Source organism: Pelomonas caseinilytica (assembly GCF_021353235.1).
GTDB lineage: Bacteria > Pseudomonadota > Gammaproteobacteria > Burkholderiales > Burkholderiaceae_C > Pelomonas > Pelomonas caseinilytica.
In genome coordinates this window covers 118,427-138,140 of record NZ_JAJTWT010000010.1, presented here as the reverse complement: position 1 = coordinate 138,140, position 19,714 = coordinate 118,427, and the positions used below count along the sequence as shown (strand labels likewise).

Annotated in this window: 9 protein-coding genes; all 9 read right to left on the bottom strand. The window is 71.5% G+C overall.

The features are described from left to right. Positions 1-59 precede the first annotated feature (59 nt). The 9 genes from galA to LXT12_RS21025 all read right to left on the bottom strand — a co-directional run bounded on the left by galA (position 60) and on the right by LXT12_RS21025 (position 19,591). Positions 60-2,912 (bottom strand): beta-galactosidase GalA, encoded by a 2,853-nt coding sequence (gene galA, locus LXT12_RS21065; protein ID WP_233394263.1) that lies wholly within the window; start codon positions 2,910-2,912, stop codon positions 60-62. A gap of 13 nt (positions 2,913-2,925) precedes the next feature. Then, positions 2,926-5,514: a glycoside hydrolase family 2 protein gene (locus tag LXT12_RS21060; RefSeq protein WP_233394262.1), complete on the bottom strand. Its 2,589-nt coding sequence runs from the start codon at positions 5,512-5,514 to the stop codon at positions 2,926-2,928. Continuing rightward, positions 5,511-6,788: a DUF418 domain-containing protein gene (locus LXT12_RS21055; protein WP_233394261.1), complete on the bottom strand. Its 1,278-nt coding sequence runs from the start codon at positions 6,786-6,788 to the stop codon at positions 5,511-5,513. Before LXT12_RS21055 ends, LXT12_RS21060 begins: the two co-directional genes overlap by 4 nt. A gap of 34 nt (positions 6,789-6,822) precedes the next feature. Further along, a complete protein-coding gene (locus tag LXT12_RS21050) occupies positions 6,823-9,066 on the bottom strand; it encodes a LamG-like jellyroll fold domain-containing protein (RefSeq protein ID WP_233394260.1) in 2,244 nt (747 codons plus the stop codon). 136 nt (positions 9,067-9,202) lie between these two features. Further along, a complete protein-coding gene (locus LXT12_RS21045; RefSeq protein ID WP_233394259.1) occupies positions 9,203-10,411 on the bottom strand; it encodes a glycoside hydrolase family 27 protein in 1,209 nt (402 codons plus the stop codon). 32 nt (positions 10,412-10,443) lie between these two features. Beyond that, positions 10,444-12,396, bottom strand: coding sequence for a sialate O-acetylesterase (locus LXT12_RS21040; RefSeq protein ID WP_233394258.1), 1,953 nt, complete (start codon positions 12,394-12,396; stop codon positions 10,444-10,446). Next, complete coding sequence (locus tag LXT12_RS21035) at positions 12,393-15,344, bottom strand: glycoside hydrolase family 31 protein (protein ID WP_233394257.1); 2,952 nt, start codon at positions 15,342-15,344, stop codon at positions 12,393-12,395. The genes LXT12_RS21040 and LXT12_RS21035 overlap by 4 nt, the downstream gene beginning before the upstream one ends. Then, the gene (locus tag LXT12_RS21030; protein ID WP_233394256.1) at positions 15,341-17,995 is read right to left on the bottom strand and encodes a glycoside hydrolase family 3 C-terminal domain-containing protein; all 2,655 of its coding nucleotides are present in this window, start codon (positions 17,993-17,995) and stop codon (positions 15,341-15,343) included. Before LXT12_RS21030 ends, LXT12_RS21035 begins: the two co-directional genes overlap by 4 nt. Before the next feature lie 6 nt (positions 17,996-18,001). After that, positions 18,002-19,591 carry a GH39 family glycosyl hydrolase gene (locus LXT12_RS21025; protein WP_233394255.1) on the bottom strand — a complete coding sequence of 530 codons (1,590 nt, stop codon included), beginning with the start codon at positions 19,589-19,591 and terminating at the stop codon, positions 18,002-18,004. Between the last annotated feature and the right edge of the window lie 123 nt (positions 19,592-19,714).

Below are 19,714 nucleotides of genomic sequence, written 5' to 3'. Positions count from 1 at the left end.
GCGACGGGCCAGCCGCCCGGCCGACCAGCCAGCCCGGGCGGCGACGAGCGCCTGGCGTTTCAGAAGACCTCGATCGCGAGCGAGGCGGCTTCGAGGCCGGGGCCGCTGGCGCGCAGCGTCGCGCGGCCGGCTTCGCTGCCCGGCTGCAGGATCAATTGCGCATGGCCGCTGAACAGGCTGCGCTGCCAGGGCGCGGCGGGCGTCGTTGTGCGCAGCGTGGCCCAGCGGCGACCGCCCTGGGCGCCGTCGAACAAGGCGCGCGTGCCGCCGGCCGGCGTCGGGAAGACGGCGGTGAGCGTGGCCGGGGCTCCGGCCGCCGAATCGATGTCGACGGCCAGCATGCCGGCCTCCCGGCGCGGGGTGAGGGCGCGGCCGTCCAGGAAGAAGCGCGTTCCCGGTGCGACGTCGCCGAGGAACAGCACCCGGCGAGCGCCGGTCTCGGCCGCGGGCGGGAGGTCGGCCTGCACGAGGTTCCAGGCCCGGTCCGCGGGTTGCTGGTCGGGCGGCACCCAGGCGAAGGGATCGCGCCAGCCGGCGCCGGCTGCGTCGCCCATCAGCGCGGCCGCGTCCTCGGCGTGCGCGATGCCGCGGTGGCGCCAATGCGTGGCGGCGGCGTAGCGGTGCAGCTCGGCCGGCTTGTCGGCCTCGTGGGAGCCGGGGTCGCCGTTGCCCATGCCGATGAGCCGCAGCGGCCCGCTCGTCTCGAAAGAGACGCGCTGGCCGGCGGTCGGTACGGCGCGGCCCTCGCGGTCGACGATGTTCACCGTGACCAGGGTCACCTCGTCGCTGCCGGCCCGCAGGCGCATGCGATCGGCGGTCAGGCGCACGGCCTGGCCGTCGCCGGTGGTGGCCACGGTCTCCTGCGCGACGAGCTGGCCGCCGGAGTAGCCCAGGGCCGCCAGGCTGCCGGCCTCGTAGGGCACGCTCCATTGCAGGTGGCCGTAAGGCTTGCGCGCCTTGCGTCCGAGCGAGCGCCCGCTGAGCCGCAGCTCGACCTCGTCCGTGTTGGCGTAGACCCGCACCTCGATGGCTTGGCCTTCGCGGCCGGGCCAGTTCCAGTGCGGCAGCAGGTGCACCATGGGCTCGGCCGTCCACGCGGCCTTCAGGTAGTAGCCGCTGTCCTTCATCGCGCCGGTCGTGTCCAGCATGCCGAACTGCGACGAGATGGCCGGCCAGCCGAAAGGCGTGGTCTCGCCGCGATAGTCGAAACCGGTCCAAACGAACATGCCGGCGAGGTAGGAACGCTCGGCATTGAAGCGCCAGGCGTCTTCGATGGACGAGGTCGAGTCGCCGCCCGTGCGCCTGTCGTAGGCCGCGACGTGCACCTGCGCCGGATCGTCGAGGTAGATGCCGCGCGTGGCGTGGGTGGCGCCTTCCTCGGTGACCACCAGGGGCCGCCCGGGGAAGCGGCGGTGCATCGCGTCGATGTCGTGCTGGGCCCTGTAGTTGAAGCCGATGACCTCGGACCCGACCGAGGTGCCTTCGGCGTAGCCGGAGCTGGAGACGGCCAGCGTGGCGGGGCGGGTGGGGTCCAGGCGATGCACGATGGCCTGCATCTCGCGAGCGAGCCGGGTGCCGATCTCGCTGTTCTCGATGGCCCATTCCTCGTTGCCTACCGACCAGAGGATGACCGACGGATGGTTGCGGTCGCGGCGCACCATGCGCTCCAGCTCGTCGCGGATCTGCGGCGCCGTGCCCATCATGCGGTGTTCGTCGATGACGAGGATGCCGAGGCGGTCGCAGGCGTCCAGCAGTTCGGGCGTGGCCGGGTGGTGCGCCGAGCGGATCGCGTTGACGCCCATGGCCTTGAGCATCTTCAACCGTGCCTCGTGCATGCCGTCGGGCAGCGCGACGCCGAGGCCGGCATGGTCCTGATGGTTGTTGACGCCGTGCAGCTTGACGTGCCGGCCGTTGAGGAAGAAGCCCCGGTCGGCATCGAAGCGGATGGTGCGGATGCCGAAGGGCGTGTCGACGCGGTCGACGACCTGGCCGGCGCGCCTGACGTAGGTGGTGAGGGTGTAGCGCTGTGGCGTCTCGAGCGACCACAGCTTCGGCGCGTCGACGCGCAGGCGTGCGGCGATGTCCACGCTCGCGTCGGCCTGAACCTGGCGCACCGGCAGCTTGGCGCGGGCGACGACGCGGCCGGCGGGATCTCTCAGCTCGTGCTCCATGGTGAAGCTCTCGGCCTCCTTGCCGTCGTTGCGGACGGTCGTGCCGACCGCCACGTCAGCGCGGTCCCCATCGACGCTGGCGCTGGCGAAGCTCCCCCAGGGCGCCACATGCAGCGGCCCCGTCTGCGTCAGCCAGACGTGGCGGTAGATGCCGGCGCCTTCGTACCACCAGCCCTCCTGCGTCGTCGCGTCGACGCGCACGGCGACGACGTTGCGTCCGCCGAAGTTCAGGTAGTCGGTGATGTCGACCTGGAAGCTGGAGTAGCCGCTGGCCTCGTGGTGCAGGTAGTGGCCATTGACCCAGACGACGCTGTCGCGGAAGACGCCGTCGAACTCCAGCACGAAGCGCCGGCCGCGGGCCGACGCCGGGACGGCGAGCTCGCGCCGATACCAGCCGACGCTGTTCTCCGGGAAGCCGCGGCCGACGGCCTTCATGCCGTGCTGCGAACTGCCGCGCTCGCTGAACGGCAGCTCCACCGCCCAGTCGTGCGGCAAGTCGACGCGGCGCCAGGGCCGGTCCTCGAAGTCGGCCGCCGCCGGACCGTCGCCGTAGCCCGCCTTGCCGAAGAAGAAGGGCCGCAGGCCGTGGTCGAAGTCCTTGGCGGGATCGGTGGCATGGCCGAGGGCGAAGCGCCAGCCATCGTCGATGCGGGTGCGCTCGCGCGGTGGGGTGGCCCCGGTCGCACTGCCGAGGGTCAAGGCCAGCGCAAGGAGACCGGCGAGGAATCGAAGTGGTTTCATGGCGAGCAACGATTCAATGCGCCGGCTTGGCGATGACCCTCACTTCGCTGAGCGCGGCCGGGTGTGCGGCAGTCACGGCGGGGAAGCGGATGCGAAGGAAGGCCGCGGTGAGGGGTTTGTCGAACAGCGCGAAGTCGTGGTGCTTGCGTCCGCCCTTGCCCTCGGCGACCGGCTGCCAGTCGTTGCCGTCCTTGCTGATCTCGACGACGAAGTCGGGGCCGCCGTCCTCGGGCATGGCCATGCTCAGCCAGTGCAGGGTGTAGAGGTTCTCGAGGTGGACGAGCCAGAAGGCGGGGCCTTGCTTGGCGCTGGCCTGCCACCAGGTCTTCTCCTGGTCGTCGTTGGCCAGGGGCGCCTCGTGGCCGGGCACGGCGCCGCTGGTCGACGTCGGCCGGTTGATGGTGACGTTGATGGGGTCGCCCGGGAAGGCGATGCGCGTGAAGGGCGGGTAGGTGACGACGGGCAGGTCGGGCGCCAGCGGCGTGCGACCGGGGACGAACTTGTCGGGCCCGGTGGTCGTGATGGTCAGGCGCGCGGGCTTCAGCCCGGGCGAGGTGGCCTCGACCACGGTCTCTCCCGCCTCGTAGGCCCGCAGGCTGATCGCGGCCTGGCCGTCGCGGATGGCGACCAGGGACTTGTGGCTGAAGTGGATGCTGCGGCCGGTGGGGAACTTGCCCGGACCGCTGACGATGGCGAGGGTCACGTCCGGCGAATTGCTCAGGGCCCGGCCGGCCTCGTCCTGCACGGTGACAACGAGCTGCGAGTCGTCCAGCCCCTGGGTGCCGTGGATGACGGTCTGGCTGGCCGTCAGCTGCAGCTGGGCGGGCTTGCCGTCCACGGGCCAGGCGGGCGGCTCGACACCTCGATAGGTCTTGCGGTACCAGTGGTACTGGCGCTTGGGCAGGCGGAAGTAGTCGATGAAGCCCATGGACCCGAACTCGATCGAGGCGATGGAGCCGTGGTCGAAGGCGCACCACAGCGCCTCGCCGGCGCGCCAGGGGTAGCGCCAGGCATAGGGCTTGGGGTCGGCCTGCTGGTCGGGCGTCTCGGGCATCAGGCCGAAGCCGGGCTCGAAGGCGCCGGGGCGGTCGACCATGGTCGAGCCGTACTCCGACACCACCGACGGCACGCCGGGGTTGAGGAAGAGGGTGGCGCCGTCGCCGTTGTAGCCGGCCACGTCGCCCAGCTTGTCGATCTCGCCGCGCTGGGCACCGCCGATGGCCACCGGCCGCGTCGGGTCGATGCGGTGGAAGAAGGCCACCTCGCGCTTGAGGAAGTCGCGCATCGCGTCCATCGCCTCGCCCTGGGTGAAGAAGGGCTCGTTGCTGGCGCTCCAGACGAAGACGGACGGCCGGTTGCGGTGGATGCGCACCATCTCCTGGACCTGCTGCAGCACGCTGGCCTCGAAGTCGGGGCGGTCCGCCGGGTCGGGCGGGTAGGCGCTGGACAGCCAGCTGCCGTCGGCGCCGAAGCCGCCGATGCCCCAGAAGGGCGCTTCCGACCAGAACAGGATGCCGAGCTCGTCGGTCGCCTTCGTGAAGGCCGGCGAGTGCGGGTAGTGGGAGCCGCGGATGAAGTTGAAGCCGGCGTCCTTGACCATCTGCACGTCGCGCCGGGCGGCGCCGTCGGTCACGCCGTCGCCCCAGCCGGCCTGGTCCTGGTGCACGTTGGCGCCGATCAGGTAGAGGTGCCTGCCGTTGAGGAAGAAGCCCTGGTCGGCGGTGAACCTGACGGTGCGGATGCCGAAGGGTGTCTCGAAGCGGTCGACGGCCCGGCCGTTCACGTAGAGCCGGCTCACCAGCTTGTAGAGGTAAGGCTGGTCGGGCGACCACAGGCGCGGCGAGGCGATGTCGGGCAGCGCCTGGTCGTAGTCGGACTTGCCCGCGGCGGGCACCGTCAGCTCGCTGCGATGGCGGGCCACGCGCCTGCCGTCGGCATCCAGCACTTCGGACTCCAGCGCGACCCGGGCCGGCGCGGCGCGGTCGTTGCGCACTTCGGTCTGCACGCGCACCGAGGCCTTGTCGTCGGACACCTGGGGCGTCGTCACGAAGGTGCCGTACCAGGCCACGTGGACGGGGTCGGTCATGACCAGGCGCACGTTGCGGTAGATGCCGCCAGAGAACACGTGCTCGCCGGCGCGCGGCGCCACGCGGGCCTTCCACTCGTTGTTCACGTGCACGGCCAGCAGGTTGCGGCCCGGCTTCACCAGCGCCGTGATGTCGATGCTGAAGCCGGTATACCCGCCGACGTGTCGGCCCGCCTTCTGGCCGTTGACCCAGACTTCCGCGTCCTGGAAGACGCCGTCGAACTCCAGCGAGATGCGCCGCCCCCGGGCGGCGGCGGGCAGCTCCAGCGTCTTGCGATACCAGCCGTGGCCGACGTAGAAGCCCGTGCCGAGGAAATAGGGCTGGGAGAAGGAGTGGGGCAGGTCCACGCGCTGCCAGCCACGGGTGTCGCGCCCGACGGCCTGGCCATCGGGTGCGTCGCCGAGGGTGAAGGTCCAGTCGCGGTTGATGACCTCGCTGCTGCGCTCGGCGGCCGAGGCGGTGTTGGGGAGCCAGCCGAGGCACAGGGCCGTCATCAGGCAGATGAGAGTTCTCATTTCGTGAGTGCTGTTTCGGGTTCGGGTGAGCGGGGGCGTCGGCGCATGGGGATGGCCATGGTTCCGAGGGTCAGGGCGCGCCACAGCCATTCGAGCGGGCCGTAGCGGAAGCGCCTCAGCCATGCATGCGCCAGGGCGCACTGCACGATGAAGACGGCCAACCCGAAGAGCACCGCGGGGAAGGGGCCGGCGATGCGGTACATGCCCAGGCCGAAGCCATAGAAGAAGGGCACGCCGAACAGGGCCTGCGTCGTGTAGCCGGTCAGGCTCATGCGTCCGTAGGGCGCGAACAGGCGCAGCGCCGCGCGGGCCTTGGCCGACGGGTAGAGCAGCACGAAGCCGCCGGCCCAGATGGCCATCTGCGCGAGATTGCCGTACATGCCGATCAGCTCGTCGACGACATGCCGGCGCATGCCGGCCAGGTCCAGCGTGGCCACGCCGCGCTGCGCCAGCCAGGTCAGGCTGAAGCCCGCAGCGCCGGCGGCGAGCGCGCGCCAGGCGAGGCGGCGCAGGCGCACCGCGTCATGCCACACGCCGCTGCGGCCCATCAACAGGCCGCAGACGAACAGGCCGAGCATCTGCGGGTAGCGGAAGGTCTCGACCATCCACCACCACTTCGCCAACTGGCCGGTCCAGGCGTTCAGGTGGATGACGTCGGCCAGGCTGCCGGTGGCGAAGACCGGGTCGGTCTGCGCGTAGAGGCTCCAGAAGCGCCGCGCCGCCGGCTGGAAGCCCGGGTCGGCGGCCACGCGCCACACCTCGACCCACTGGGGGAGTTGCAGGAGCAGCAGCACCGCCACCGCAGCCAGGGCGCGCGAGGGCAGGCGGTTCAGCAGCACCAGCGGCACGCCCAGGACGGCGATGACCATGAGGATGTCGCCGCAGTAGAGCAGGCCGTGCACGTAGCCGATGGCCGCCAGCACGGCCAGGCGCCACAGGAAGCGGCCCGAGGCACCGCGCCCGTCCTGCTTCCACGCCTGCAGCGTGATGAAGAAGCTCACGCCGAAGAGCAGGGCGAAGACGGCGTAGGCCTTGCCTCCGAACAGGAAGAAAGCCCAGCTGACCGTGGCGTCGTCCAGGCGCTGCAGCCAGGGCGCGCGGCCCTCGGGCATGCGCATGAAGTCCCAGTGCTCGACGGCGTGCAGCAGCAGGATGCCGAACAGCGCCGAGCCCCGCAGCGCATCGATGATTTCCAGGCGCTCGGAGGCCCGCGGTGCCGTGGCCGGTGCGGGAGGCGCGGCCGGATGGGACGGTGCCGGTTGCTGGGCGTGCATCGATGCGGTGGGGTCTCGAAGGCGGGCGCCGGCCTCAGCGGGCCAGGTCGGCGATGGCCGCTGCGCCCAGGGCGCCGCTGTAGATGCGCAGGTCCTGCATCCGGCCCTTGAAAAAGGGATCGCCGCCGTACTGCGAACGGCCCACCCAGGTGCGCGTGGTCTGGCCGAACTGGTAGGGCGCCATCCACAGGCCGTCCGCGCTGGCGACGGGCGCGCCGTCGATGAAGAGCGTGCCCACGGTGCCGGACAGGGTGACGGCCACGTGCACCCAGCGGCCGGTGGGCAGGGCCGACGGCGCGGAGACCTTCTCCTCGGCCCAGAACTGGTTGCGCGAGGCCATGAAGCGGATCTTGTCCAGGCCGTCTCGCGGGCTCAGGGCCATGTAGGCCACGTCGGTGGAGCCGAAGTCGAAGATGCGCGTGTTGACGACGGACTGGTCCCAGTGCACCCAGACGGCGACCGTGAAGTCGCCGAGCGCCGACACGGCGCCGTCGGGCAGGCGCAGGTGGCCGGTGCTGCCGTCCAGCACCAGGCAGGCGCCGCCATCGTGTCCCGCGGCGCCCCAACTGGCACCGCCCTGCAGCGCACCGTGCCGGCCGTGGCCGCTGGCGTCCTGCGCGTCGCCGGCCAGCGGCAGGTGCAGCCACAGCTCGCCGGGCACCGCCACGCGCAGGGTATCGGCGCCCGGCCGCTCGCCCTGGGGTGTGACGGCGCTGATGCGGTAGTGCCAGCTGCCCGGGGCCGGCGCATCGGTGAAGGTGCGCGGGTCGGTGACCTGGGCGACGTCGGTGAAGGGACCGCCGGGCGACGCGGCGCGCTGGACGAGGTAGTGCGTCGCGTCCGCGCTGCCCCACCACGACAGCAGCACCTTGCCGCCGCTGAGCACGGCGCTCAGGCCGCTGGGCCGGGCCGGCGGCACCGGATCGCGCGTGAAGAACAGCGTGCCCAGGCCCGGCGAGTCGCCGCCGTCGACCCGCTCGGGGCGCTGCTTCTCCGCCATGGCCTGGGACCACGGCGCCGACAGGCCCTTGCGGCCGACGTAGTGGTGGTAGATCAGCTCCCAGCAGGGGCGGGGGTTGAAGACTCCCGCCACCGCCGTGCCGGGCCCCTGCACGCCGTCATAGGGCGTGAAGGGCATGGGGTAGGGCGTGTAGTCGGGCGCCGGCGCGGCCAGGGCGTTGGCCTTGGCGACGTATTCGGCACCGGCCAGCAGGCGGTTGTTCCAGAGGCCGTAGAGGTCCTCGCCCTGGTTCCAGGCCATCTCGCACAGCATGCCGGCCAGGGCAATGCCCAGCGTCGAGTGGCCCTGGTCGCGGTGGCTTTCCTGCCATTGGCCGAGGTAACCGGGATGCAGGTAGTAGACGCTGTGGTCGTGGGTGCCGTTGCCGCGGCCCGTGCGGTAGTAGCTGCTTGCCTCGGCCGTGATGTCCGGCCGGTCGCAGAACACGCCGATGGCGTACATGCCACAGACGTTGGCCAGGTCCCAGTTGGCCCAGTAGTGGGTCACCTTGCGGGTCTCGGTGCCGTTGTGGTTGGCCAGGAAATCGTGGCAGCGCGTGTAGAACACGTCGAGCAGCATCTTCTGGAAGCGGGCGACGTCCTCCCTGGCCCAGCCAGGGTAGGTGCGCATCAGCTCCGCGGCATTGGCCCACTGGTTGCCGTACAGGCCGGAGGAGAGGAAGAGGTTGGAGTTGCCGCCCAGCTCCTTCAGCGTCGACGACCAGGCGTTGAGGAAGCGCACGGCGTCCCGGGCGTAGGCCTCGTCCGCCGTGACCTTCCAGCGCAGCGCCAGGTGATAGGCGCGCATCATGTCGACGATCATCTGGTTGTAGTTCTCGTCGCCGGCCACGCCCCGCTTGACGACCTCCAGCGGGTAGGGCGTCGCGTCGAGGTTGGAACGGCGCGCGGCCAGCAGCTGGTTCCAGCCGCCGAGCCAGGGCTGCTGGGCGGCGGCCACCTTGTCGTGCATGCGCTGCAGGTCAGCGGCGGTGTGGAGCAGCCCAGGGTGGACGAGGCCCTGCACGGTAGGCGCCGGCACCGGGCCGGCTTGCACGGCCGGAGCCGGCGCGGCCGAGGGCGACGACACGCCGGGTGTCGTGGTGCCGGCGGGGTTGGCGCCGGTGTCTCCCGCAGGCGCCGGTAGGGCCGGCGCGGCCCCGCCCTGGCCGCCACCACAGGCGGGCAGCAGGGGCAGCAGGCCCAGGCCGAAGGAGAGGGCGCGCCGCTGCGCGTCGGGAAGCCTGCCGGGGGCGGTGGAGTTCGGGACGGTCTTGGGCATCTTCATGTCCTTGCGGGTCGGTGGAGATGCCCTACCGTAGTCTGACCAATAGACGAGTTTATTGAATTGGTCCGACCAATCTGGTCGGCCGTGAAGTATTCCACCGTTGCAATGAACCGTTACGCCGACGGCGGCGTCACGGCGTCGGCGTGACGCGGACCATCAGCACGCCGTGCGGCGCCACCTTGCCGCCGTAGCTGCCGTGGACACCCTTGGTGACCTTCTTGCTCCACAGGTCCTTCACGTCGGCCTTGCGGTCTTCGGGCAGGCCGAGGCGGTCCCACTTCAGCTTCATGTCGGCCGGCGTCTTGCCGCGGTTGAACAGCACGGCCGCGAACTCGCCACCCTGCAGCGGGCGCACCCAGATCTCCAGATCGCCTTCCTTCAGCTTGCGGGTGCCCTGCTTGCCCAGCGGGTCCTGGTCGACGGCGATGACGTCCTTGTTGGTCAGGATGCGCAGGGTGTCGGCGTCCATCCTGGACAGGTCGTTGCCGGCGATCAGCGGCGCGGCCAGCATGGCCCACAGCGAGAAGTGCGACTCGTACTCGGTGGTCGTCATGCCGCCGTTGCCCACTTCGAGCATGTCGGGGTCGTTCCAGGCATTGGGGCTGGCATGGGCCGAGCGCTCGACCTGCATGTCGAGGATGTTGGTCATGCCGCTCGACCAGTCCTTCTGGCCTTCCCAGGCGTCGTAGATGTCGCCCGTGGTGCGCCAGAGGTGGCCGATGGGCGCCGCCCAGCGTTCGGGCTGGTTGTTGCCCCATTCGCAGATCGACAGCACGATGTCGCGGCCCGACTCGCGCAGGGCCTTGGCCATGATGGTGTAGGCCGCCTCGGCGTTGCGGGTGCCGGTGTTGCACCAGTCGTATTTCAGGTAGTCCACGCCCCATTTGGCGTACTGGCGGGCGTCCTGGAACTCGTGGCCGGCGCTGCCCGGGCGGCCACCGCAGGTCAGCGAGCCGGCATCGGAGTAGAGCCCGAACTTCAGGCCCTTGCCGTGCACGTAGTCGGCCAGCGCCTTGATGCCGCTGGGAAAGCGCTCGGGGTCGGCCTGGATGTTGCCGTCGGCGTCGCGGCTCTTCTGCCAGCAATCGTCGATGACGATGTAGCGGTAGCCGGCGTCCTTCATGCCGGAGGCGGCCATGGCGTCGGCCTGCTCGCGGATCAGCTTTTCGCTGACGTTGCAGGCGAACTTGTTCCAGGAGTTCCAGCCCATCGGCGGCGTGGGCGCGATGTTGGGCTTGGGCGCGTCGAGCTTGAGCGTCTCGTGGGCGTGGGCGGGCAGGGCGGCCAGCAGGCTGGCCAAGGCCAGGGTGTGGGCGATGCGTTGGATCAGGGGATGCATGGTGAGTCTCTCGTAGGTTCCGATCAGGGGCTTCAACGGCCGTAGCGGCGGCCGGCGGATTCCAGCGGCCAGTCGTCGGTGCGCAGCGGTGTCAGGGGCAGGCCGTCGCCGCCGACGACGTTGGCTTCGCTGGCGTTGTTGACCCAGGCGTAGCGCGCCGCGACCGGCGCGGCCACCGCGGGGCTGCTCAGCACGATGCGGTCGCCATCGAGGCGGGCTTGCGCCGGCACCCAGCGGCGGTCGGCGCCGGCCAGGTAGAAGCCGCGGACGGCCTCGTTTGCCCGTGCCGTGCGCAGGCCACCGACCGTGGTGTCGAAGCGCAGCTCGAACTCGCCCCCCTTGGCCGCGTGGCCGACCAGCCTCGGCCCGGTGGCCGGCGCGGCGCGCAGGCCCAGCTCGTGCATGGCCAGCGCGGCCAGCCGCTGGCCGACGGTGCGCTTGTTGCGGGGATGGATGTCGACCGCGTCGCCCACGTCGATGGCCGTGGCCATGCCGGTGTGGGGCAGGGCCAGGGCCGCGGCCTGGCTGGCGCGCAGCTCGGCCCAGCCGTTGCCGTCGGGCCGGTTGTCGGCCAGCGGGAACCACGACGCCAGCTGCACGAAGAAGAAGGGCAGGTTGGGGTCGGCGAACTCGGCACGCCAGTCCTGGATCAGCCGCTTGAAGCCCTCGGCATAGGCCGCCGCGCGCCCGGAGTTTTCCTCGCCCTGGTACCAGAGCACGCCGCGCACAGACAGCCCCTGCAGCGGGGCGATGAGGCCGTTGTGGCCCAGGGCCGGGGCGTTGTTGGCGACGGGGCCGCTCGCCATCTGCACCTTCTCGACGCGGGCCTTCCAGGCACCGACGAGGGACACCGTGCCGGCCGCCGTGTCCAGGCGCAGGTCGGCGGCCTCGCCATAGATGCCGCCGCCGCCGCCGGTGTCGGTCACGCGCACGGCGATCCAGTTGCCGCCTTCGCGCAGCAGCCCCGCGGGCAGGGCGTAGTGGCGCGGCGCCTCCCAGCCACACTGGCCGCCGACCTTGCGGCCATTGACCCAGACCTCGTCGCAGTCGTCCACCTTGGCCAGGTGCAGTTCGGCCGCGCCGGCGGCCTGCGCGGCGCTCAGCTCGACGCGCTTGCGCATCCAGACCACGCCATCCACGTCGGGCAGGCCCTGGCCTTCCCAGTTGCCGGGGGCCTTGAGCGTGGGCCAGTCGGCGTCGAGGTCGCTGGCCGCCGACCAGCCCGACGTGTCCACGCCCTCCAGCGGCAGGCCCTTCTGCCAGGCGACGATGCGCGGCAGCACGCGCTGGGCCAGGGCCTGGCCGAAGGCGGCGTTGTCGGCCGGCAGGGCGCGCACGGCCGGCGCGAGGTCGGGGTCGCGCAGCGCCGCATCGCGGCTCATCCAGGTCTCCAGCATGGAGCCGCCCCAGGCGGTGTTGATGAGGCCGATGGGCACGCCCTGCACGGCCTGGATCTGCCTGGCGAAGTGGTAGCCGACGGCGCTGAACGCGCCGACGCTGCCGGGCTCGGCCACGACCCAGGGCGCGGGGGCGATCTCGGCTTCGGGCTTCACGCTGGCGCGCAGCGGCACGCGCAAATGGCGCAGCTGCTGGTTCTGCGGCGAGGCCACCTCCTGCGGGCCGGTGTCGGTCTGCGCGAGCGGCCACTCCATGTTGGACTGGCCGCCGAGCAGCCAGACGTCGCCGATGAGCACGTCGCCGAGGGTGGCCGTGCCGTCGCCCGTGACGATCAGGCGGTGAGGCCCGCCGGCTGGCAGCGGCGCCATCTGCACGCGCCAGCGGCCATCGGCCCCGGCACGGGCCGTGGCCTGGCGGCCGGCGAACTCGACGGTCAGCGTCTTGCCGGGCGTGGCCTGGCCCCACAGGCGCAGCGGCCGGTCGCGCTGCAGCACCATGTGGTCGCCGAAGACCTCGGCCAGCCGCACTTCGGCATGGGCGGTGACGGCAAGCAGGGACAGCAGCAGGGAAAGGGAAGTCTTCTTCATGGGCTCGTGGGCAATGAGTCGAAATTCAGGGTGAGGGAGCGGCCTTCGTAGTGCGCGGTCCGGGCCTGCTCGGCCTGGCCCGGCGCGGCCATCAGGCGCACGCGCAGTTCGCGCCGCGCCACCAGGCCGGGGTAGCGGCCCTGGCGCGCGTCGATGTGCAGCTGGCGGCGGGCATCGTCCCAGCGCAGGGTGGTGGTGGCGTGCTCGCCGCGCTCGTAGCGGTAGGTCTCGCCGTCGTCCTCGTAGAGGGTGAAGCGGCCGTCCGCGCCGGGGTAGATGCGGATCTCCCAGGGGGCATCGGGGCTTTGGCCGGTGTACTCCACGGCCGGGCCCAGCGGCAGCAGGGCCCCGGCGCGCACGAACAGGGGGAACTCGTCCAGCGCGTAGTCGCGGGTGACGGCCTGGCCGCCGGCATGGCGCTGGCCGGTCCAGAAGTCGAACCAGTCGCAGCCGGCGGGCAGCCGCGTGGCCTGGCTCTGGTCGAGCTTGGGCTGGGTGGCGGCCAGCTCGCGCAGCTGGCTGGGCGTGCGCCAGGCCAGGCGCAGCACGCGTCCGCCGCCGTCCTGGAAGAAGTCGATGCGCAGCTTCAGCGCCTGGCCCTCGCGCAGGGTCACGCGGTGGCCGCCGAAACGCGCCCCGCCGACGGCCCAGTCGTCCACGACGAGCTGGTCGTCCAGCCACAGGCGAAAGCCATCGTCGCCCTCGACGCCGATCTCGTACTCGCCGCTCTCCGGGGCGACGAGCTGGCCGGTCCAGCGCGCCGAAAAGCGGTTCAGGCTGGACAGACCGGGCGGGATGCTGCCCAGCGGCGGGTCGGGCCAGCGGTGGTCGATGACGGTGTCGACGGTGCGGCTGGCAGGTTTCTCGAAGGCCATGCCCGAGAAGTATTCCAGCACCAGGCCGGGCTGGCCGTCGGGCGTGCGCAGTTGGGCCGGCGGCACGGTGGCCGGCGGCGGCAGCTCGGCGTGGAACATCGCCCGCGTGATCGGCTGCACCAGCAGGGCGGGGCCGAACATGTAGGTGTCGTCGACCTTGCGCAGGGCGGCCTGGTCGGGGAAGTCCATGGCCAGGCCGCGCATCAGGATGTAGCCCTCCTGCGTGCTGCGCCAGGCCAGGCTGTAGACGTAGGGCAGCAGCCGGTAGCGCAGCCGGGCGGCGGCCAGCAGCGAGCGATAGACCTCCGGGTCCAGTGACTTGAAGAGGTAGGGCTCGCGCTCGACGCTGGTGCCGTGGATGCGGTAGACGGGGTTGAAGATGCCGAACTGGTTCCAGCGCGCGTACAGCTCGCGCCAGGCGGGGTTGCGCTCGCCGCCGGCGTAGTTGACGAAGAAGCCGCCCGTGTCCTGCGACCAGTAGGGCAGGCCCGCCATGGCGACGTTCAGCCCCCCGGCGATCTGCTGGCGCAGCACCGGCCAGGAGGCCGTGGTGTCGCCCGACCAGGGCAGGGCGGCGTAGCGCTGCTGGCCGGCCCAGGCCGAGCGCGTGAGGGTCAGCACGCGCCTGCCCCCAGGGCCGGCGGCGCGCTGGCCTTCATAGACGCCCCGGGTGGTCACGAGGCTGTAGACGTTGAGGTAGCGCGTGAAGTCGCCCAGGGCGTTGCGGCCCAGGCGCTTGATGTCGGCCTCGACCTCGCGCGGGTCGTGGGCGGCGCCGCCGACCTCCACCTCGGTGCCGTCCATCCACAGCGCATCCACGCCCACGTCCAGCAGGCCCTTCTTGGCGTGCTTGAAGTAGATGCGCCGGCCCTCGGCGCTGAAGGCGTCGTAGATGCGGGCACGCTTGGAGATCCAGTGCAGGGGCTCGAAGCGCAGGCCCTTGGCATCGAGCTCGCGGGCCAGGGCCGTGTCGTTGCCGATCGACGGCCAGATGGAGGCCATCAGCTTGACATGGTGCTGGTCATGCAGCTCGCGCGTCATCGCCGCGGGGCTGGGGAAGCGCTCGGCGTCCCAGACCATGCCGCTCCACTGCCCATCCCAGACGCCGTTCTTCTCGCCGCCCCAGTACTGCCAGTCCTGCACGATGTAGTCGAGCGGGAAGTGCTCGGCGCGGAAACGCCTCACGACGTCCAGCAGTTGCTGCTGCGTGTGGTAGCGCTCCTTGCTCATGAACAGGCCGAAGGCGGCCTTGGGGAACATCGGCGCGGCGCCGGTGAGGGCGCGATAGCCGGCCATGACGCCGTCCATGTCGGCACCGGCCACGACGTAGTAGTCGGCCCCTGCAGGCGCGCTTTCGGCGCGGAAGCTGGCGCCGCCGGGCCCGTCGGCGAAGCTCATCTTGGAGTACACGTCCCACAGCAGGCCCCAGCGCCGCGTGGAGACCATGAAGGGCACGACGATGCCGATGTTGGTCTGCACCATCAGCACCTCGCGGCCACGGTAGTCCATGTAGGGCTCGTTGTACTGCCCCAGGCCGTAGAGGGACTCGTCGGGTGCGAGCGTGAAGGTCTGGGTGAGGGCGTAGCTCGGGCTGCCGCTGATCTCGACGTGCTGCAGCACCGTGGGCGCCTGCTCGCGCTCGCGCATGAGCAGCCGGCCGTCGGGCGCGAAGAAAGCGAGGGCGCCGCTGCGCTTGTCCACCGTGACGCGCATGCCGGGGCCGGTGACGGTGAGGGTGCCGCCGCCGTCGCTCACCTCGATGGCGACCGGCGCGGGCCGGCCCTGCACCACCAGGCTGGGCTGGGTGGTGTAGGCCTCGCCCAGGTGGGCGGTCACGCGCACGCGGCCCGGGCCGTGGAAGAGCACGCCCTTGGTCAACCCGCCGACGCGGAACTGCAGGCCCTCGGCCACCCGCTGCCAGACGAAGCCCTCGCCCGCCGCCTCGGCCGGCAGGGCCTTCATCTGCCCGGCGGCGTCCAGGGCCGAAGCCGGCCCGGAGGCCTGGCCGGCCGGAGCGGCCAGGGCGCCCGCCGAGGCACAGGCCATCAGACCGAAGAGGTCACGGCGCTTCATTCGCCGGCCTCCTGGTTCTTGGCGGCAGGTGCGAACGCCGGCAGGTCCGTGCGCCCCGCCACCTCCAGCTTCAACATGCGGCCCGGGGCTTTCGTCCCTGTCACCGCTGCCACCGGCTGGCCGCCGCCCACCCACAGCCAGGCCGGTCCGGCCTCCACCACTCGCCGGCCATCGGCACGGACGGTGCTGAGCGCCTCGGCGCTGAGCTCGAAGTCGAGCCGGCGCGACTCGCCCGGGCGCAGCACCACGCGCCGGAAGGCCACCAGGCTTCGCTCCGGGGCCTGGGCGCTCGATCGCCGGGCATAGACCTGCACGACCTCGGCCGCCTCGCGGGAGCTGTCGTTCTTCAGCCGCACGGACAGCTTCACGCCCTCGCCGGCACGCAGGCGGCTGCGCGCCAGCTTCGCGTCGGCGTAGTCGAAGCGCGCATAGCCCAGGCCGTGGCCGAAGGGGAACTCCGCATCGCCCTTGAACCAGCGGTAGGTGCGGCCCTGCATGCCGTAGTCCTTGAAGGGCGGCAGCTGCTCCACCGAGCGGTAGAAGGTGAGCGGCAGCCGCGCGGAGGGGCTGAAGTCGCCGGCCAGCAGCTCGGCCACGGCCTGGCCGCCCTCGCCGCCGGGATACCAGGCCTGCACGATGGCCGCGGCCTGCTGCGTCGCCGCGCCGAAGGCCATGGGGCTGCCGCTGAAGTTCACCAGCACCAGCGGCTGGCCCAGGGCCGCCAGGCGTTCCAGCAGGCGCAGCTGCGGCGCGGGCAGGTCGATGCGGGTGCGGTCGCCGCCGGCGAAGCCCGGGGCCAGCACCGTCATCTCCTCGCCTTCGAGCTCCCAGGTCAGGCCGCTGGCGAAGACCACCACGTCCGCCTCCCTGGCGGCGGCCAGCGCGGCTTCGTCGCTGGCGCCGGGGCGGCTCCACTGCAGGCGCTGCTCGCCGTCCCAGCCGGTCTGCAGCGCCTCCACGCGCAGGGCGTAGGTCTGGCCGGCCTTCAGCTTCACACCGCGGGTGCTGGTGGGCCAGGCGATGTCCCACAGGTCCACCACCAGCTCGCCGTCGATCCAGATGCGGTAGCCGCGGTTGCCCCTGAGGCGCAGCAGGTGTTCGCCGCTTTCGCTGGCGCGCAGGAAGCCGGTCCAGCGTGCCGACTCCTGGCGGTCGTGGGCGTCGGGCCAGCCCCACCTGAACACGGCCTGGGGCGTCACCGCGCTGGTGCTGGGCTCGCCCTCCAGCTTGAGATTGGCGAAGCGCTCGAACTGCAGGCCGGGCCGGCTGCAGGCGGCATCGGCGCACAGGTTGGCCGCGGGCAGGTCCTCCAGCGGCGGCGCCACCCAGCCCGTGCCCTCGACGACGTCGATGCGCGCCTCGGGGAAGCGCGCCTTCAGGCCGGCCAGCAGCGTGACCGGCCGGGACGGCGTGCCGTTGTAGTTGCCCACCAGGGCGTCGACGCTGTCGGCATTCGGGCCGATGACGGCGATGCGCCGGGGCGCCGCCTTCAAGGGCAGCAGGCCGTCGTTCTTCAGCAGCACCAGCGAGCGCCGGGCGGTCTCCAGGTTGAGGGCCCGGTGGGCGGGCGTGTCGAAGTCGCGCGCGGTGATCTGCGGGAAGGGCCGTTGCGCGGGCGCGGCGAGCAGCCCCAGGCGCAGGCGCACGTCGAAGAGGCGGTGCAGGGCACGGTCGAGTTCGGCCTCGCTGAGCAGACCCTGCTGCACGGCCGCCACGGTGGTGGCGCCCTGGGCGGTCTTGTTGCTGCCGAAGTCGCAGATCAGGTCGGTGCCGGCATGCACGGCGGCGGCCACGGCCGCCTCGGGCGTCTTGACGTAGTGGTGGGCGCCGTCCATGTGGATGTCGGCCACGGCGCCGCAGTCGGACACGACGTGGCCCTGGAACTTCCACTCGTCGCGCAGGGTGTGCTTGAGCAGCGGCTCGTTGGCGCAGGCGGGCACGCCGTCCACGGCGTTGTAGGCGCACATGACCGACTCGGCCCGGCCTTCGGTGACCGCCGCATGGAAGGCCGGCAGGTAGGTGTCCACCAGGTCGCGGGGCGCGACCTTCACGTCCTCCCGGTGGCGGTCGGCCTCGGGGCCGCTGTGCACGGCGAAGTGCTTGACGGCCGCCGACACGCGCGGCTGGTTCGCGTCCGGCCCCTGCAGGCCCTGGATGTAGGCCACGCCCATGCGCGAGGTCAGGTAGGGGTCCTCGCCATAGGTCTCCTGGCCGCGGCCCCAGCGCGGGTCGCGGAAGATGTTCACGTTGGGCGACCACACCGTCAGGCCGCGGTACAGGGTCGACGAGCCGTCGGCGCCGACCGTGGCCAGGAACTTGGCGCGGAACTCGGTGCCGACGACTTCGCCCACGCGCTTCACGAGCGGCGTGTCCCAGGTTGCCGCCAGGCCGATGGCCTGCGGGAAGACGGTGGCGATGTCGGCACGGGCCACGCCGTGCAGGCCTTCGCTCCACCAGTTGTAGGCCGGGATGCCCAGGCGCGGGATGGCGGGCGACTCGTGCTGCAGCTGGCTGGCCTTCTCGGCCAGGGTCATCTGCGCCACCAGGGCCTGGGCCTGTTGCATCGACGGCGTCAGCGGGGCGGCTGCCACGCAGGTGGCCCAGGCCAGGGCCAGAGCCAGGGCAGGCGTCCGGAGTTGAGAGCTTTTCATGGGGGTTCAGCGCTTGGCGGGTTCCAGCGTCAGCAGCGTGATGTCGTTGCTGCGCAGAGGCACGGTGTAGTTGAACAGGCCGTCATGGCCGACCTGGACGCTGCGCGTCACCTCGGGCCGGTCCTGGGTCAGTGACTGCAGCTTGGCGAGTTGCGCGCCGTCGAGCTGCCTGGGCGAGCCCATCTCGAGGTAGGCGGTGTAGGCGTCGTTGGCCTTGTAGCCGGTGCGATGCAGGGCCAGCGTGTAGCTGCCGGGCTTGAGGTTGCGCAGCACGAGCTTGAGCGCCGGCGCCGGGCCGTTCGGAACGGGCTTGCCGAAGAAGACGCCGTTGCCCATCTCCTTCTGGTCGGGATGCTGCCAGTCCCAGGCCAGCACGGCGGTCCTGTCGCCGTCGACCGCAGCCAGCACCTGGTCGTCGGCGCTGGGAATCTCGTTGCCGCGCAGGGCGTGGAGGTATTTGTAGGCGAACCAGGAGGGCTTGCGCACGCCCTCGCGCGTCATCAGCCCGAAGCCGCCGTGAAAGGGCGCGTCCGGCGCGCCGGGTTCCTCGAACAGGTCGCTGTAGGTCCAGTAGCTCATGGCCTGGGCGTGGCCGCGCGTGGCGCGCAGCTTGGTCAGCATCCACGGCGAGCTGATGTAGCTGTCATGGACCTTGTCGCGCGGGCTGTAGCTGGTGCTCCATTCGGTGACGTAGAGCGGCAGGTGCGGGAAGGCCGAGTCCTGGATCTCGCGGCGGTTGCGGCGCACGTCGCCGACGATGGAGTTGGGGTCGATGGCCAGGATCTTGTCGGTCCGCTTGCCGAACTCGTCGAGGAAGCCTTCGGTCACGCCATAGGTGTGGGTGGTGACGAAGTCGACGGGCACGCCGTTGGCCTTGCAGTAGGCGAGGAACTCAGGCACCCAGGCCGCGCCGGCGGTGGAAGGGCCGCCGATCAGCAGGGCCGGGTCGACGCGCTTGAGGGCGCGCGCCGTCACCGCGTAGAGCTCGAAATAGTCCTTGGCCTCGCCGCCTTCGAAGAAGCCGGCGAGGTTGGGCTCGTTCCAGAACTCGAAGGGCCACTGGCGCACCTCATGGGCGCCATAACGCTGGATCAGGTGGCGCGCGAAGGCCTCGACCAGGTCAGCCCAGGGACCTGGCTGCGGGCGCGAGGTGTTGCCCTTCCAGTAGAAGATCGTCTGCTCGGAGGTCTTCATCGCCGCCGGCGTGAAGCCGAGCTCGACGAAGGGCTTGATGCCGCGGGCCAGCAGGTCGTCGTAGAGCCTGTCGATGCCGCTGAAGTCGTAGCTGATGCGGCCATCGACCCGGCGCACGGTCCCCAGCTTGTCGTGGAAGATGTCGTGGAAGCGGACGTAGCGAAAGCCCAGCTCGTCGACCGCGATCTTGAGCTGCGCCATGTTCTCGGGTCGACCGGTGGTGCCGGGGTAGTCGGCGCCAACCGAGAGGTCGAAGAAGCGGTCCATCGGCCGGGTCGCCGCGGCGCGATCCAGGGTCACTTCGCGGGCCGTGGCCGGCGCGGCATGGGCGGCGGCGCAGAGGCCCAGGGTGAGCAGGGTGGCCGCGAAGGCACGGCGCAGGGGAAGCAGGGACGTCGTCATCCGGGGTCAGGCTTTCAAGGGGCCGCAGCGCACCAGGCGGGCGCCGTGCGGCGGACGGGTCGCTGCGCGACCGGTAGCTGATGAAACGGGTTATTTGCGGGCCGAGCGCTGGGCCGCCCCCGA

Coding starts and splice junctions, on each gene's coding strand:
- galA (WP_233394263.1), bottom strand. CDS start 2,912: ATGAAACCACTTCGATTCCTCGCCGGTCTCCTTGCGCTGGCCTTGACC.
- LXT12_RS21060 (WP_233394262.1), bottom strand. CDS start 5,514: ATGAGAACTCTCATCTGCCTGATGACGGCCCTGTGCCTCGGCTGGCTC.
- LXT12_RS21055 (WP_233394261.1), bottom strand. CDS start 6,788: ATGCACGCCCAGCAACCGGCACCGTCCCATCCGGCCGCGCCTCCCGCA.
- LXT12_RS21050 (WP_233394260.1), bottom strand. CDS start 9,066: ATGCCCAAGACCGTCCCGAACTCCACCGCCCCCGGCAGGCTTCCCGAC.
- LXT12_RS21045 (WP_233394259.1), bottom strand. CDS start 10,411: ATGCATCCCCTGATCCAACGCATCGCCCACACCCTGGCCTTGGCCAGC.
- LXT12_RS21040 (WP_233394258.1), bottom strand. CDS start 12,396: ATGAAGAAGACTTCCCTTTCCCTGCTGCTGTCCCTGCTTGCCGTCACC.
- LXT12_RS21035 (WP_233394257.1), bottom strand. CDS start 15,344: ATGAAGCGCCGTGACCTCTTCGGTCTGATGGCCTGTGCCTCGGCGGGC.
- LXT12_RS21030 (WP_233394256.1), bottom strand. CDS start 17,995: ATGAAAAGCTCTCAACTCCGGACGCCTGCCCTGGCTCTGGCCCTGGCC.
- LXT12_RS21025 (WP_233394255.1), bottom strand. CDS start 19,591: ATGACGACGTCCCTGCTTCCCCTGCGCCGTGCCTTCGCGGCCACCCTG.